The following is a 16,550-nucleotide window of genomic DNA, read 5'->3' as shown; positions in this document are numbered from 1 at the left end:
GCACGTCCAAGCAGCACGTCCACGGAGCACGTCCACGGAGCAGGGACAAGCAGCCTCCGGGGCCGGCAGCGAGCCCGGAGTGCACACGGCGCTCGGCGTTCGGCACGCACAATGGCGCTGTGCACGTACTGCATCTATGACTCGAATGGCGGCATCTGCGCTCGTAGCAGTCGCCGCACCGCGTCGGCCGGCATAGGAAGGTGGCCCCACCGGCCACGGCGGGAGGGCGGCAACGCCCCGGCCGGGGCGGCCGGGGGATTCCGTAGTGGTCCCGTCGCGGAACCATGGCCGAAAGGAGAGCGATGATGGTGCCTCCGGGTCCCGTGACGACATCCGCATGGGTGGTCGACCGTCCGGCCCCGATCTCCTCGGCACCGCTGCGGCTCGTGGAGCGCGAGACGGCCGAGCCCGGCGCGTACGAGCTGGTGGTGCGCGTCCGTGCATGCGGGGTCTGCCGGACCGATCTGCATCTGGCCGAGGGAGACCTGCCGCCGCGCAGACCGGGCTGCACGCCGGGCCATGAGGTGGTCGGCGAGGTGATCGCCGCCGGTTCTGCGGTCCGGGACCTCGGAGCGGGTGACCGGGTGGGCGCCGCGTGGCTGGCGGGAACCTGCGGGCAGTGCCGCTATTGCAGTACCGGACGGGAGAACCTGTGCCCCGACTCGCGCTACACCGGCTGGGACATCCATGGGGGATTCGCCGACCGCATCATCGTGGATGCCCGTTACACGTACCCTCTCCCGGAAGGGTGGGACGACGTGGACGCCGCACCACTTCTGTGCGCGGGGATCATCGGCTACCGGGCGCTTCGGCGGGCCGACCTGCCGCCGGGCGGCCGGCTCGGCATCTACGGGTTCGGAGCGTCCGCCCATCTCACCGCCCAACTCGCCATCGCCCGGGGCGCCGAAGTCCACGTCGTCACCCGCTCGCCGCAGGCGCAGCAGCTGGCGCTGGAGCTCGGCGCCGCGTCGGCCCGACCCGATGCGCCCCCGCGGCCCTTGGACTCCGCGATCCTGTTCGCGCCGGCAGGGGGTCTCGTGCCGACGGCGCTCGAGGCCCTGGACCGAGGCGGCACGCTCGCCATCGCCGGGATCCACCTGAGCGCCATCCCCCCACTCGACTACGACCGGCACCTCTTCCAGGAACGCACCGTACGCAGCGTCACCGCGAACACCCGTGAGGACGGCCGTGCCTTCCTCGCCGAAGCGGCGCGGCTGCGCCCCGCCGTGCGGGTCACGCGCTACCCGATGCGCAGAGCCGACCGGGCCATGGCCGATCTGGCGGCCGGACGGATCACCGGGGTGGCCGTGCTCGTCATGGCGTGAGCATGACGTAGCCGAGCAGGGCCCGCGGCTGCAACGGACCGCACCGGACGGCACACGAGCGTCGATGCCCGGTAGGACTTCCAGGAATTCCCTGGCCGTGGCCGCGCCCGCTGCGGGATCCCAGCCGTCCTTCCTGTCGGCAGGCTGCGTGCGTGAGTACCGCGAAGGGCGCCCACCCGGGCCCCAGCCCAGGTCGGACGCCCTTGCGAGGAGGAAGGTCAGGAGTGCGGCCGGCGCGGCTGCTCGTCGCGCGCCGCGTTCTTCTCCTTGATGCGCGCCGCTTCCTTCCGGACCTCGGCCTGGGTGGCGCGTTCCTTCTGCAGCCACTCGGGAAGGTCCCTCTTCAGCGCGTCGATCTGCTCCGTGGTGAGGGCGTCCGTGATTCCGCCACGGGCGAGGCCCGAAATGGAGATGCCCAGCTTCGCCGCGACCACCGGCCGCGGATGGGGGCCGTTGCGTCGCAGCTCCTGCAGCCACTCGGGCGGATCGGCCTGCAGTGCGTTCAGCTCGGTGCGCGAGACGACACCCTCCTGGAACTCGGCGGGGGTGGCCTCGAGGTACACACCCAGCTTCTTCGCCGCGGTTGCGGGCTTCATCGTCTGGGCGCTCTGGTGCGACGTCATGGTGTCAAGGGTATTCGAGCGTGTGCGCCACCTCCGACCACGACCGGTAACCTGGCGGCGTGACAGGCTCGGAAGTACCCCCTTCGTTCCGGCTCGCGTATGTCCCGGGAGTGACGCCCACGAAGTGGGTGCGGATCTGGAACGAGCGGCTGCCCGACGTCCCACTGACCCTCACCCAGGTGCCCGCCGCCGAGGCATTCGACGTGCTGCGGGACGGCGGCGCCGACGCGGGTTTCGTACGGCTGCCGGTGGACCGGACGGACCTCAGCGCGATCCCCCTCTACACCGAGACGACGGTGGTCGTGGTCCCGAAGGACCACGTCGTGGCGGCGGTCGACGAGGTGTCCGCCGAGGATCTTGCCGACGACATCGTGCTGCATCCCCTCGACGACGTCCTCGACTGGGAGCGTCTGCCGGGACGGCCCGCGATCGAGCGCCCCGCCACGACGGCGGATGCCATCGAGCTGGTGGCGGCCGGAGTGGGAGTGCTCGTCGTCCCGCAGTCACTCGCCCGCCTGCACCACCGCAAGGACCTCACCTATCGGCCGGTCTCCGACGCCCCCGAGTCGCGCGTGGCGTTGTCGTGGCCGCAGGAAGAGACCACCCCCGACCTGGTGGAGCAGTTCATCGGGATCGTCCGCGGCCGCACCGTCAACAGCACCCGGGGCCGCCCGCCGGCCCCGGCGCAGCCGAAGAGCAAGCGCCCCGACACCGGCGGCGCACGGCGGAAGCCCGCAGCCGGCAGAGCGACCGGCAAGGCGACCGGCAAGAGCCCACGCGGCGGTGCCGGCGGCTCCAAGGGCGGCAAGCGCGGCAAACCTCGCCGCCGTTCGTAGCCTCGGCGCCAGTCGTCGTCGGTCGTGGGCTCGGCGTCACTCGTCGTCGCCGGGTGCCGCCGCGGGCCGGAGGCGTCAGCTGCTCAATGCCGCAGCCACGACGGACCGTGCCTCCTCCTGTACGCGCGTCAGGTGGTCCGGCCCGAGGAAGGACTCGGCGTACACCTTGTAGACGTCCTCGGTACCCGAAGGGCGGGCGGCGAACCAGGCGTTTTCGGTGGTCACCTTGATGCCGCCGATGGCCGCCCCGTTGCCCGGAGCCTGCGTGAGCACCGAAATGATCGGTTCCCCGGCGAGCGTGTCGGCCGTCACCTGGTCGGGAGAGAGACGGCTCAGTACGGCCTTCTCCTCACGGGTCGCGGGGGCGTCGACACGGGCGTACGCCGGTTCGCCGAACCGGGCAGTGAGCGACGCGTAGTGCTCGCTCGGCGTCCGCTCCGTCACGGCCAGAATCTCGGACGCGAGCAGGGCCAGGATGATGCCGTCCTTGTCGGTGGTCCACACCGATCCGTCGCGGCGCAGGAAGGAGGCCCCGGCGGACTCCTCACCGCCGAATCCGAGGGTGCCGTCGGCGAGCCCGTCCACGAACCACTTGAAACCGACCGGCACCTCGATCAGCGCGCGGCCGAGGTCGGCCGCCACGCGGTCGATCATGCTGGACGACACCAGTGTCTTGCCGACACCGGCACCAGCGGGCCACTGGTCGCGATGGCTGTAGAGATAGGCGATGGCGGTGGCGAGGTAGTGGTTGGGATTCATCAGTCCGCCGTCCGGCGTGACGATGCCGTGCCGGTCGGCGTCGGCGTCGTTGCCGGTGGCGATCTGGAAGCGGTCGCGGCCCTCGATCAGCGACGCCATCGCGTACGGGGACGAGCAGTCCATGCGGATCTTGCCGTCCCAGTCCAGTGTCATGAACCGCCAGGTGGGATCGGTGCCGGGGTTGACGACCGTCAGATCGAGGCGGTGCTCCTCGGCGATCCGGCCCCAGTACGCGACGGACGCGCCCCCCAGCGGATCGGCGCCGATGCGCACACCCGCGGCGCGCACGGCGTCCAGGTCGACTACGGACGGCAGGTCCCGCACATAGGCGCCGAGGAAGTCGTACCGTCCGGTCGTCGGCGCGGCCAGCGCCCTGGTGTGGGGCAGCCGCCGTACATCCTTGAGACCGCCCGTGATGATCTCGTTGGCCCGCTCCTGGATCCAGCCGGTCGCCTCGGAACAGGCGGGCCCGCCGTTCGGCGGGTTGTACTTGAAGCCACCGTCGGCCGGGGGATTGTGCGAGGGCGTGACCACCACGCCGTCGGCCAGGCCCGAGGTGCGGCCGCGGTTGTGGGTGAGGATGGCGTGCGACACGGCCGGGGTGGGGGTGTAGCCGTCGGCGGCGTCGATGAGCACGGTGACGCCGTTCGCCGCGAAGACCTCCACAGCGGTCACCCGGGCCGGTTCGGACAGCGCATGGGTGTCGGCGCCGAGGAACAGCGGCCCGTCGGTTCCCTGTTGGGCCCGGTACTCGCAGATCGCCTGGCTGGTCGCGGCGATGTGCTCCTCGTTGAAGGCGGTGGCGAGGGAGGTTCCCCGGTGCCCCGACGTGCCGAAGGCGACACGCTGGGCGGGCTCGGCCGGATCGGGGTGCAAGGCGTAGTACGCGGTCACCAGCCGAGCCACATCGATGAGGTCCTCCGGCCGCGCCGGCTGTCCCGCGCGCTCGTTCGGCATCCGTCCACTCCTTCGCATCGGTCGGTGCGATCAGTGCACGAGCCATGATCGCTCGTCGCTTGTGTTTCGTCCGGTTGCCCCTCCGCACGGACGTGCCGGCGGACGTGTCGACGGACGTTCCCGTCGGGCATGCCCAGCGTGAGCCGGCGCAACCGCATCGTCCGGCCCGGCAATCGGTCTGTCCAAACCCCAGCCGTCGGCTCGGGACGCGTCGGCACGGCGGCCCTGGTCACCGAGCGCGCATCCCCTGATCACCTAGACTCGGCGAATGGCGAAGTATTTCGACGTGCATCCCGAGAATCCTCAGCGGCGCACCATCAGCAGTGTGGCTGACAGTATTCGGTCCGGCGCGCTCGTCGCGTACCCGACGGACTCCTGTTACGCACTGGGATGCCAGCTGGGCAGTCGTGACGGCATCAGCCGGATCCGGTCGATCCGGAACCTCGACGATCGTCACCACTTCACCCTTGTGTGCCAGAACTTCGCGCAGCTGGGGCAGTTCGTACACGTCGACAACGACGTGTTCCGCGCGATCAAGGCGGCGACGCCCGGCAGTTACACCTTCATCCTCCCCGCGACGAAGGAGGTGCCTCGCCAACTGCTGCACCCGAAGAAGAAGACCGTCGGAGTCCGGATCCCCGACCATGCCGTCGCCCAGGCTCTGGTCGCCGAACTCGGGGAGCCGCTGCTCTCCAGCACCCTGCTCCTGCCCGACGAGGACGAGCCGATGACCCAGGGCTGGGAGATCAAGGAACGGCTCGACCACGTGGTGGACGCCGTGGTCGATTCGGGCGACTGCGGTACCGAGCCGACCACGGTCATCGACTTCTCCGGCGGCGGAATCGAGGTCGTACGCCGAGGGGCAGGCGACACCGCACGGTTCGAGTAGCCGCGTCGACGCAGGCGGGGCCGGAGTCGCGGGAATCAGTCGAAGCGACGACCACGCCCGTCCGCGGCCCCGGGAGCTGATCCGGGCCGCCGACGCCGCAGGCCCGTCCTTCACGACCGCACGTACACAATGCGATCTCACCGGCCGGGAAGAGCGATTGACTTGACGTCATACCCGAGCAGCACCGAGCCGTGCGCCAACCCGGACACGTTGCGCCTGCGCAAGGCCCGACCCGAGGACGCGAGCGAGATCACCGCCGTGTTCCTGGCCTCGCGAGCCGCGGCCATGCCATACCTGCCGAGGCCGTACAGCGACGAGCAGACCCAGGCCTGGATCGAAGCCGTCGTCCTGCCTGGCAGCACCGTATGGGTGGCCGAAGCGGGAGAGCCGGCCGCGATCGTCGGATTCGCCGCACTCGACGGCACCGTGCTCGACCACTGTACCTGCGGCCGGACGTACGCCGCCAGGGCGTCGGCACCGCCCTCCTCGCCGCGGTCAGGGAGGCAAGCCCGCACGAGCTTTCGCTCCATGTCTTCCAGCGCAACGAAGCGGCCCGCGCCTTCTACGAGCACCACGGCTTCACGGCTGGGGAGTTCAACGACGGAAGCCGCAACGAGGAGAGGGAACCGGACGTCGCCTACCACTGGAACGCCGGCTGACGCCTGCTGCGCCGGCAGCCACCGGACAGGCCCTGACCCCCGAGCGGTCCGTCACCGACCCGTTCGGCCCTGGGAGGTGCTGCGGGACTCGCTGTGAGTCCCGTGCGACGTGTGCCGCCGGCACGTCCGAGTACCCGGCCGGGGCGCCCGCCCCGGACGCGAGCCGCAGAGCCGGGCGGGCGGTGGCCGTCTCCCGGACCAAGTCGCCCACGCCGTAGGTTGGCTGACCCTTCATCACTCCGACACCCTTCGGCGTCGTGGCGTGCAATGAGGTTCGGAAAGGATGAGATGGGCATGCCAATGGCACCAACGACACCATGTGCCCAACGCCGCGGTCGATGAGGAGGACGCAGTGAGGACGAGCTCGCGGATCCGAAAGGCTTCGCTCGTCGTCGGCAGCGCCATTGCGCTGGTCATCGCTGTTCCCGGCAGTGCTCTCGCTGCTCCTCCCCAGGCCCTGCCCGCCAACGCGGACGGGCTGGAGCAGACGTTCCAACCGGCCTACGACTACGACACGGACGGTTGCTACCCCACTCCCGCCATCGGCCCCGACGGGACCATCGCGCCCGGCCTCAAACCTTCCGGGGCCCTCAACGGCCAGTGCCGCGACTCATGGGACCTCGACAACACCAACGGATACGCGCGGTCCAAGTGCAACAACGGCTGGTGCGCGATCATGTACGGCCTCTATTTCGAGAAGGACCAGGCCGTGGCCGGCAGCGGGCTCGGCGGGCACCGCCATGACTGGGAGCACGTCGTGGTGTGGGTGCAGAACAACCAGGCCCAGTACGTATCCACCTCCGCGCACGGCGACTTCGACATCTACGGCCGTGGCAGGATCCGGTGGGACGGGACCCACCCCAAGGTCGTCTACCACAAGGACGGCTTGAGCACCCACTGCTTCCGCCCCGCGAACTCCAACGACGAGCCGCCGGAGAACCACTACCACGCATGGCAGTTCCCCAGGCTGGTCGGCTGGAACGGTTACCCCGCGGGTCTCCGCGACAAGCTGAGCCAGGCCGATTTCGGCAGCGCCCACTTCGGCCTCAAGGACGGCAATTACAACCACCACCTCGAGAAGGCCAAGCCGGCGGGCATTTCGTTCGACCCGAACGCCTGACGAGTCGCGCGCCCCGGTGGCGTGGGCACAGCGTGGGGCCCGCGGCATGGTTCCCCGGTAGTCGGCGCCGGAACCTGCGCTGCACAGGGGCTGCACAAAGAGGCTGCGCAATGCGCCGGACTCCCCGCAGGGCCGAGGTGTTTCGCCGTAGGCTTTCTGCTCATGGAGCGCTTAGATCCTGTAAACCCTCCTGCTGTCAGGCGTGCAGTGACGCACGATGCGGTGGTGATCATCCCTGGAATCATGGGGAGTGAACTCGTCGAGGCCGACACGGGGCGCGTCCTGTGGGGGATGAGGCAGGCGCTCGCGTACGCCGCGCGCTGGCACCACAAGAGCGGGATGGCGGCGCTGGCCGTCACGGAGGACGAGCGGGCCGGGAAGATCGGGCGGGTCACCGCACGGAGACTGCTCAAGTTCGCCTCCTGGTCCCCGCTGCTGGGCGGTGTGGAGCCGTACACCAACCTCGTCCGCGGGCTCACGCCTGCCGTCGCCGACCCTGCCGCGATCTGCGAGTTCCCGTACGACTGGCGGCTCCCGGTCGCCTACAACGCCCGCCGGCTGGCCGAGGCCGTCGACCGGCATCTGACGGCCTGGACCGCGCATCCCGCGTACGAGGCGGCTCGGCGCCACGACCTCGACGGGCGGCCGGCCGAAGTGGTCCTCATCGCCCACTCCATGGGCGGACTGCTGGTCCGGGAGCTGGCCAGGATCCCTGGGGCGGTCGAGCGCGTACGCGCCACACTCACCCTCGGGACGCCGTTCCACGGCGCGGTGAAGGCCGCGGCGATCCTCAACTCCGGCCGCGGGGCGCCCGTACCGCTGCCCCACCGGCAGCTGCGTGACCTCGCCCGTACCCTCCCCGGGCTGCACGACCTGCTCCCCGCCTACCGCTGTGTCGAGACCGACGACGCCATGGTCCCGCTGACCCCCGCCGACGTGGCGGACCTCGGCGGCGACCCCGAACTCGCCGCGCACTCCCTCGACCGCCTCAGGGCGCTCGGGGGCGCACCGCTCCCGGGCCACCGAATGGCCGTGGGGATCGCCCAGCACACCATGCAGAGCCTGCGGCTGGACTCCGGGGTCGTCACACCCCAGGCGTATGTGTTCAAGCGGCGCGACGACGACGAGATCCAGCGGGACGAGATCGGGCGGCCCTTCACGGAGGACCTCGGGGGCGACGGCACCGTCTACCGGTACGCGGGACACGCGGGCGGCGTCGAGGAGGTCGCCCTCGCCCAGCAGCACGGCGCCCTGGCCACCTGCGGCGGCGCGATCGACCTGGCGCGCGGACTGCTGACCGGGCTGCGCCGGCTGGAGGACCTCGGACAGCGGCTCGGGCACGGTGAGACCGGGCTGGAGGTGCCCGATCTGGTCACCGCGGGCGAGGAGTTCGAGATCACCGTGACCGGCGAGGACGACCCCCGCCGGATGAGCTGTGTGGTCCAGGACAGCGGCGACGCCGACCGGGTCGTCGCGAGCCCGCAACTGCCACCCCGTCGCGACGCGTCCGGTGCGCTGCGGGCCGGGTGCCGGCTGCGGGAACCAGGCCTGTACCGGATCAAGGTGTCCGGCGGCAGCGAACCGGTCACCCGGCTCGTCCTGGCCGCAACCGAGGACCCGGACCTCGGCAGCTGATCCATGCACGAGGGGGAGGAGACGGGCGAGAAGCCCGGCGCGCAGGGCTTCGACGTCTACACCGTGCCGCTCGGCGAGTACCTGAGCGAGGAGAAAGTCGCCGCCGACGAGGAGGCCTGCGCCATCGGCGCGATCCTCGAACCGCTCGGCGGCACTCTCGTTCCCTGGGAGGTGGAGCCCAAGGAGCGTGACCTGAGCCGGGTCTTCACGCGGCTCAGAGCGTGGTCCACACCCGTCGAACTCCGCAGCTCCCTTCTGCTGTGGGTCGGTCACGGCTGGTCGAACGGCACGAAGGCCGCCCTGTACATCAGGGGACACGACGCGGGCCCGGACGACGCCGAGCTCCTCCCCGAATCGTTCGCCGACCACGTCACGGAGGCGCGTCGGCAGCGCTCCTCCGACGGCCTGTGGGACATCGTCGTCGTCGAAGCGTGCGGCGCCGGGCTGTTCGTGAGGAAGGCACTCTCGTCGCTGCTGGGCGGCGAGGAGGCGGCGGCCCGCGGCCTGCTGCTCGTCGGCTCCGGACGGGACGAGGGCGAGGGACACCTGGGAACCTTCCGGCGGACTCTGGAGCACGTCCTCACCCACGGCTACAGCGATCACGACACGGTGATCCCCCTCCACGACCTGGGCGCACGCCTCGACGAGACCCGTACGCTCTTCGTCGCCGCGCTCAATCTGGGTGGTCTGCCGCCGCTACGCCGCCGCACCGCGTTCCCGGTGACCGCCTCGGTGGAGATCCACACCCGGCTGCGGGAGGCGGTCGACGCGCTTCCGGAGGCCGACCGCGCCCACTTCGCCCGCAAGGGGCTCGGTTCGGAGTTCGGCGAACTGTCCTGGGGTTTCGCCGGGCGTACGGAGGACCGCGCCGCGATCGCCGATTGGCTCGCGGAACACCGCTCGGGTCTCCTCGTGGTCACCGGGCGCGCCGGGTGCGGCAAGTCCGCACTGCTCGGCAATGTCCTGCTGCATGCGAACGCGCGGATCGGCGAGCTGCTGCCGCTGCTCTCCCGAGCCGGTCTCGCGGCCGGTCCGAGTGAGATGGACCCCGAACTGCCCGCCGTCGACCTCACGCTCCACCTGACCGGAGCCACCGCCCACGACGTCACCGGTCGGCTCGCGGCAGCCCTGGGTGTGCAGCGGCGTCCGGACGTCCGGCCCCCTGTCGACGAGTTCAACGACCTGATCGCCGCGCTGCGTTCAGGTCCTGGCCACCGCGAGCGCCCGTACACCCTGCTGATGGACGCCCTCGACGAGGCGCAGGAGCCGCTGCTGCTCGCCGCGCTGCTGCGTGAGCTCGGCACGCTCCCGGGCATCCGGCTGGTCGTCGGGGCGCGCCCTTCGTCGTACGAAGCGCCCGACCGCGCCCCGAGCGCCGACCAGGACCTCCTCGACGCCCTCGGCGCGGCTGAGGACCATGTTCATGTGCACTGGTTACGCCGCGACGCGCAGGCTCTGGACGACTACGTCACCAGGAGCCTGGAACAGGCACGTGCCTCTTACCCCGGCCGGCCGGAGACCTTCCCGGACGCCGTCCGCCGCGCATGCGCACTGATCGTGGGCGGCACGGAGGGCGACACGGCCGACGACACCGAGGACCGGGACTTCCTGTACGCGGGGCTCGCCGTGCACGAGATCCTCGCCGACCCCGGCCTCCTCCTCGCACACCGCGCCCGTGAACTCGCCCTACTCCTACGGGGCGACCACCGCTCCCTGTTCGCCACCGCCGTCCGACGCCTCGGCGCGCACCACGCGCGGGCGTGGCAACTGCTGGAGGGCCTCGCCCATACGCAGGGCAGGGGACTGCCCCGAGCGGACCGGATCTGGGCCACCGCGGCCGCCGCCCTCGGCGGCACCGGACAGGAGGCGGTCTGCTCCGACGACATCGACGAGATCCTGAAGGCCGCAGCTCCGTACATCATGCTCGACGGCGAGGACGGCCAGAGCGTCCACCGCCTGGCCCACCGCACGTTCGCGGAGCACTTCACCGCCGCGTCCGGCACCACGGCGTCCGGCACGAGCGACGTGGGCGAGCGCCGGCGCCGGGTCGCGGAAGCGCTCGTACGGCTGGCGGACGAGGCCCCCGGGCAACCGCTCAACCCCTATCTGGCCCGGCATCTGTCCAGCCACGCCGCGGCAGCCGGGATACCGGGGTGGACCGCGCTGGCCGGCCGCCCCACCGTGCTCGACAGGCTGTCGGTGGAGGCCGTCGCCACCGATGTGCTGCGCGCGGTGGGCGAGACGCGCGGGCTACCGCCCTCCGTCCTCGGCGTGCTGGACGCGGCCCATCTGCTGCGGCGCTGCGGACCGGCCGACCGGGTCGGGCTGCGGCAGTTCGGTACGGCCCGCGCGGCCGGAGTCGCGCCCGTACGTGAGGAGCCGGCCGACGCCGGCCGGGGCGCGGGCTGGCAGGTGTGCTGGGCCCGGCTGCGGCCACGCCCGCCGCGGCTGACCCTGGCCCGCGGGCCGCTGCCGGTCCGCTCCCTCACACCCGTGGCGGGACCCGGCGGGAGTACGCTGCTCGCCGGGGTCGACGACAGCGGTGGCTTCCAAGTCTGGGACCCGGCGCGCGGGTACGCCGCCGCGGCGGCCGAGCCGTTCGCCCAGGGCCCGGTGACGGTGGTGACCTCGATTCCCGGCACCACCCTGCTGGCGACCTCCGGCCACGACAAGCGCATCCGGATCTGGGACGTGTCCTCGGGGCGGCCACGACTCCGCCGGGTGGCTGAGAACGGGATGTGGCCGCACACACTGCATGGCTGCCTGCTGCCGGCGGGCGCCGGCGGCCCGGACTGCTCGCACGGCTCGCAGGACTCGGGCGGCTCCGCCGCCGTGCCCCTGGTGGCCGTCGGGGAGTTCGGCGGCGGGGTCCGTTTCCTCGACCCGCTGACCGGACAGGTGCACAGGCCCTGGTTCCGGAGCCACGACAGAGGGCCGGTCTGGGCCCTGACCACCTTCCAGGACGGCGACGGCACCCTGCTGGCGAGCGCGGCCGGTGACGGGATACGGGTCTGGGACGCGTGCACCGGTCACCGGGTGGGCCCACTCGTGCAACGGGCCGGCGCCACGGCGCGAGCCGTGGCGGCCTTGGAACGGCCCGACGGCGGCGGCACGTTGCTGGCCGGGGGCTGGGACGACGGCGGAGTGCAGGTGTGGGAGCCCGTTTCCGGAGAGCTGGTCACCGAGTTCCGCTCGGACGGCCCCGTGAACGCCCTCACCGTACTCGCCGCCGCCGACGGCCGCCGCCCGCTGCTGGCCGCCGTCGCACGGAGCGGCGCGGTCCGCGTATGGGACGCGCTCACCGGGCGGGCGGAGGACCTCACGGACCGCGCCCCGCTCGTACCCGGCCCGCACACCCGCTGTGCCCAGGGCCTCGCCATCACCGCCTTCGAGAGCCCGGCCGGCGACACCCTCCTGGCGTCCGCGGCGGACGACGGCACTGTCAGCGTCTGGAACCCGTACCTCCCGCAGGAGCCCGGAACGATCCCCGGCCCGCGGTCCGCCACGGCAACCGCCGCCATCGCCGTCGTCACGGCCACCGCCGCCGATCCGTCCGCGGACCGGATCGAACGACTGTCCACCATCGGTGGGCCCGACGGCGCCACGCTGCTGCTCGCCGAGGACCACGGAGGCCGCCTCGCCGCCTTCGACGCCACCACCGGTGAGCCCGCGTCCGTGCCCCAGGGCCACCACCCCGCGGGACCGCCGACCGGCGCGACCCGGCTGAGCGGACCAGGTGGGCTGCCGCTGCGCGCCACGTACCGCAGGAGCGAGGAGATCCGTCTCACGGTAGAGGCCACCGGCCGCCCGTACGGCGGGCTGCTGACCGGCCACCAGGACTGGGTAACCGACGTCGTGGAGTTCACCGCACCGGACGGGCGGCTCCTGCTCGCCTCCTGCGGCGACGGCGACGACCGGACCGTGCGCTTCTGGGACCCCGATCCGGCGGGACGCCGGACACCGCTGTACACGCTCTCGCTGGAGATCCAGTGCCGCAGCCTCGCCGCGCTCGGCGACGGCCGGATCGCGATCGGAACCGACGAGGGACTGCTCGTCATACGCATGGAGTCCTGGCTGCTGACAGGACAGACGGAAGGGGGCCGTGATGTCCGGAGCGGGCAAGGACACTGACAGGTATGCCGAACTGGTCGACAGGCTGTTCTGCCGCCCCAAGTCGTCGTATGGCCCATACAAGAGGATCTCCGAGCCAGTCGTCGTGCTCGAGAACCGGCTGATGCGCGTGCGGATGCAGACCCCGGGCGACGAGTACGAGACCTTCGAGATGTCCCTCTTCGACGGCATTCACGAGTTCGCGGGTGAGCTCTGGGAGCACGAGGTCCGGAGCCTCTTGCGTCTCCAGGCGCTCAACCACCCCGCCCTGCCACAGATCACCGACGGCAGTTTCGACGCGACCGAGTCCATCGCCTTCACCATGACCCAGGAGAACGGCAGACCCCTTGACATGGATCGGGCCGTCGTCTGGGCACAGGAACACCGGATCGCCGCCTTTGAACAGTTCAGTGTGCTCGTCGACGCGCTCAGCCAGCTGCACGGCTCCGGCATCCTGCACCGCAACCTGACCCTTGGCGCCCTGCGAGTCAAGACGGGCCACGACGAGGGATCCGAGCACATGGCCCTGGGTCTCGAACGCTTCGAGATGAGCACGCTTATCGGAAACCTGCTGCGTTCCATGGGCAGCCAGTCCCAGGGCGACGAGGCCCAGCAAAGCATCCGGAAGCTCTATCTGACGCCTCCGGAGCACGTTGAACTGGCCCGTCACCTCGCCTATCTGGCTCCTGAGACCCACCCTTCGCTCTTCGAGGCTATGCCAGCGTCCCGCCGCGACTGGGACACCACCGATGTGTTCGGTCTCGGGGTGCTCGGCTTCGAGCTCTTCTGCGGTCCTGTCAGCGAATGCGTTCCCGACGCCTACGCGGGCGTCTTGGAGGCCGACGAGTCCGGGCTGCTTCAGGCGCTGGGAAAGCTGCACCGGGCGATGCGGACCCATCTGTCCAACCGGCCCAAGCTTCCCGCCGCGCTGACCAGGGTGCTCCGGAGCATGCTGGAGCCGCGCCCTGAGGCGCGCATCACATCGTACGAGGCGGCCCGCCGGATCGAGCGGGACTGGGAGGCGGTCTGCGGCGTCTGGGAAGACAAGGACGAGAGTCAACTTCCTCACCTCGTCGCCTTCATGCCCGACGAGTCCGTCGAGACGATCTACAAGCAGCGGAAGTGGGTTTCCCGCAGCCCCGACGACGCGGCCGGTCGCGAGGAGCTGAAGGCGTTCTTCGAGAAGGAGCTGCGCCAGGCCGAATTGGTCAGGGCACCCAACGGCGCCTTCGGCTACGCCACTGGCCGCGAGGAGAAGCTGCGTGAGGCGGAGTGGGTCCTGATCGGCGAGAGCGCGGTCTGGTTCTGCGCCTATCTCTACGAAGAGTCGACGTACAAGGATCGCCAGCGGATCTGCGACGACACCCTGGTCATCAAGTACCTCCACGACCGGGACTACGCCCAGGAGCTCGTCAACGCCCATCCCCGGCGGCGACTGTCCCGCATTGACCTTGTCTCGTACAAGGCCCGTCAGGACATCTCCCACCACCGGACCGGCCGCCCATCGTGGACTCGGCTCACCGATTCGGTGTCGGTGGGCGGACGGAGCAAGGACCACAAGGACGAGGCCTTCCTCGCCGCCCTCGACTTCCTCATTGACTATCAGGCGGTCGAGCTCAATGCCCGAAAGTACCCGTTCGTCCGCGCCGACCAGCCGGCGGCCGGACCGGCGGCCGAAGCACGGCCGAGCACCGCCATCCTCACGTACGATCAGCGTCGCGACGACGAACGACTACATCGCAAGGCACTGCTCACCTTCTACGCGTCGGACCCCGGCCGCCGCCGCCTCTTCGGAGACTTCGTGGCCGATCTCGGCTCAGAAGAGGAGGACTTCGTCAAGCTGGACTTCTCGGAACGGCCGCACTTCGGCCGCAATCCGATCCAGCTGCGATTCCTTCGGCGCCTCGACGGCCACTCGATCGAGGTGCGCAGAATCGGTGGAGGGCCCGTCCCGGCGTCGGGCTGGCTGCGGCCCTCGACCGACTCCGGATCCGACATCCAGCTCGGCCGGCAGGCCCGGGCGCGGCACTCGCTGGGGAATCTGCCCGGTCTCATCCGGGCTTTGCGTGAGCCGCTTTCCATCGACCTCGGCCGCGGCCGCTACAACGACACCGACGACAGGGGCCTGGAGGGCAACGCCCCCAGCGTGATCCGGGACATGCTCTCGCTGCACCCCTTCTACGCCCTCCAGGGCCCGCCGGGCACCGGCAAGACCACTGTGGCCACCCATGCCATCAGCCAGTATCTGACGATGGAGAAGGGCGCCCGCGTCCTGGTCAGCGCGCAGTCGAATTTCGCCCTGGACAACCTCGGCATCCGGCTGGCGGAAGAACTCGCCGACGGCATCGCCAAGGGGCAGATCCTGCTGCTCAGAGAGATGTCCGAGGCGCGCGGCATCGACAAGGTCGACGAGCGGCTGCACATGCACACCCTGCCCGAGCTGACCCGGGCGGTCGTGCGCGACATCAAGAAGAAGCTGGGCCGGCAGCCAGGCACCCTGGGGCGGGCCGCCGTGACACCAAGCGAGGCAGCCCTCGCACAGCAATGGCTGGAACAGGTCGAGGCCGACCAGGTGGAGATCTCCGACCGGATCAAGGCAGGTGCCAATATCGTCCTGGCCACCTGCTCCATGGCCGCCACGATCACCGACACGGTCCGGGACCCCTCGGACCTGTTCGACTGGGTCCTCCTGGAGGAGGCAGCCAAGGCTTGGCCGACGGAAGTCGTCACGCCGCTCGTGCTGGGCGTGCGGTGGACGCTCATCGGCGACCATCGGCAGCTCGGCCCGCACCGGGAGAGCGATGTGCGGGCATTCCTGACGAGTCTCGCCGGACACGGGGACACCGAGGTGAGGCGGCACTACGACGCCCGCGACAGCTATCTGAAGGTGCTGGGCCTCTTCGGTGAACTGTTCCGCACCCAGCGAGAGCGGCCCGCGCAAAGCAGGCAGGTCCCGCCGCTCGGCAGCCTGGAGAAGCAGTTCCGTATGCATCACGTTATCGCCGAACCCGCCAGCCGGGCCTTTTACCCCAAGGAGCCTGCCGAGCAGGATCGCGAGCTGGGCCTGCCGATGAGCTTCCTCACCACCCACTACACCGCCAACGAGCCGCACGGCGTACGGCAGCCCGCGTTCCTGGAGGGGTATCCGCTGGTCTGGGTCGACACCACCGGGCGGACCGGATGCGCCGACGAGGGGTACTGGACCAACACCGGCGAGGTCGAGCTGGTGGATCGGCTGGTCACCGCGATGAAACCAGCGCCGCCTGACCCCGCGGAGCCCGACGCACCCGGCAGCCTCGCGGTCCTCACTCCGTACGCCGCCCAGGTCGCTCTGCTCAAGCAGCGCGGGTCGCTGCGCGGCCGGGTGCATACCGTCCACTCTTTCCAGGGACGAGAGGCGCACCGCGTGGTCGTCTCGCTCGTCCGGTCGACCGTGAGAGGAAACACCCTGCAGAGCATCGGACATGTCGGCCAGGCCGAAGTGATCAATGTGCTGATGTCCCGGGCCCGCCGGCTCCTCGTCATGGTCGGCAGTCTGAGCCACTTCGCCGAGCACGGCGGCTCCGAATGGCGTCTCGTGACGGACACCGTGAAGCGGTTCGGCCGGGTCATTCATGCCGACGAGTGGATGTGAGCC

9 protein-coding genes and 1 pseudogene are annotated in these 16,550 nt (G+C 70.7%); 8 read left to right on the top strand and 2 right to left on the bottom strand.

What is annotated here, in order from left to right:
* The first annotated feature begins 302 nt into the window (after window positions 1–302).
* Window positions 303–1,325: a zinc-dependent alcohol dehydrogenase family protein gene (locus ACZ6ZQ_RS07205; RefSeq protein WP_469767566.1), complete on the top strand. Its 1,023-nt coding sequence runs from the start codon at window positions 303–305 to the stop codon at window positions 1,323–1,325.
* A 218-nt stretch (window positions 1,326–1,543) separates the two neighbouring features.
* Here the strand turns inward: ACZ6ZQ_RS07205 and ACZ6ZQ_RS07200 are convergent, their stop codons facing one another.
* Entirely contained in the window at window positions 1,544–1,948 is a 405-nt protein-coding gene (locus tag ACZ6ZQ_RS07200; RefSeq protein WP_469767565.1) for a DUF5997 family protein, read from the bottom strand.
* A 59-nt stretch (window positions 1,949–2,007) separates the two neighbouring features.
* Between ACZ6ZQ_RS07200 and ACZ6ZQ_RS07195 the strand changes: the two genes are divergently transcribed.
* Window positions 2,008–2,784 carry a LysR substrate-binding domain-containing protein gene (locus ACZ6ZQ_RS07195; RefSeq protein ID WP_469767564.1) on the top strand — a complete coding sequence of 259 codons (777 nt, stop codon included), beginning with the start codon at window positions 2,008–2,010 and terminating at the stop codon, window positions 2,782–2,784.
* 75 nt (window positions 2,785–2,859) lie between these two features.
* Here the strand turns inward: ACZ6ZQ_RS07195 and pgm are convergent, their stop codons facing one another.
* On the bottom strand, window positions 2,860–4,500 hold the full coding sequence (pgm, locus tag ACZ6ZQ_RS07190) for a phosphoglucomutase (alpha-D-glucose-1,6-bisphosphate-dependent) (RefSeq protein ID WP_469767563.1): 1,641 nt from the start codon (window positions 4,498–4,500) through the stop codon (window positions 2,860–2,862).
* A 268-nt stretch (window positions 4,501–4,768) separates the two neighbouring features.
* Here pgm and ACZ6ZQ_RS07185 point away from each other — a divergent pair, with 268 nt between their 5' ends.
* The 6 genes and pseudogenes from ACZ6ZQ_RS07185 (at window position 4,769) to ACZ6ZQ_RS07160 (ending at window position 16,547) form a co-directional block, all read left to right on the top strand.
* The gene (locus ACZ6ZQ_RS07185) at window positions 4,769–5,389 is read left to right on the top strand and encodes an L-threonylcarbamoyladenylate synthase (protein WP_469767562.1); all 621 of its coding nucleotides are present in this window, start codon (window positions 4,769–4,771) and stop codon (window positions 5,387–5,389) included.
* 129 nt (window positions 5,390–5,518) lie between these two features.
* Window positions 5,519–6,048 (top strand): annotated as a pseudogene (locus tag ACZ6ZQ_RS07180) (GNAT family N-acetyltransferase).
* A gap of 352 nt (window positions 6,049–6,400) precedes the next feature.
* On the top strand, window positions 6,401–7,168 hold the full coding sequence (locus ACZ6ZQ_RS07175; protein ID WP_469767561.1) for an NPP1 family protein: 768 nt from the start codon (window positions 6,401–6,403) through the stop codon (window positions 7,166–7,168).
* Window positions 7,169–7,393: 225 nt separating this feature from the next.
* The gene (locus tag ACZ6ZQ_RS07170) at window positions 7,394–8,803 is read left to right on the top strand and encodes an esterase/lipase family protein (protein ID WP_469767560.1); all 1,410 of its coding nucleotides are present in this window, start codon (window positions 7,394–7,396) and stop codon (window positions 8,801–8,803) included.
* Between the two features lie 3 nt (window positions 8,804–8,806).
* Window positions 8,807–12,934, top strand: a complete 4,128-nt coding sequence (locus tag ACZ6ZQ_RS07165) for an AAA family ATPase (RefSeq protein ID WP_469767559.1) — start codon at window positions 8,807–8,809, stop codon at window positions 12,932–12,934.
* Between the two features lie 85 nt (window positions 12,935–13,019).
* Window positions 13,020–16,547: an AAA domain-containing protein gene (locus ACZ6ZQ_RS07160; protein ID WP_469767558.1), complete on the top strand. Its 3,528-nt coding sequence runs from the start codon at window positions 13,020–13,022 to the stop codon at window positions 16,545–16,547.
* The last annotated feature ends 3 nt before the right edge of the window (window positions 16,548–16,550 follow it).

It is taken from the genome of Streptomyces sp. NPDC053673, from assembly GCF_055585225.1.
This window is presented reverse-complemented; position numbering and strand designations above follow the sequence as displayed.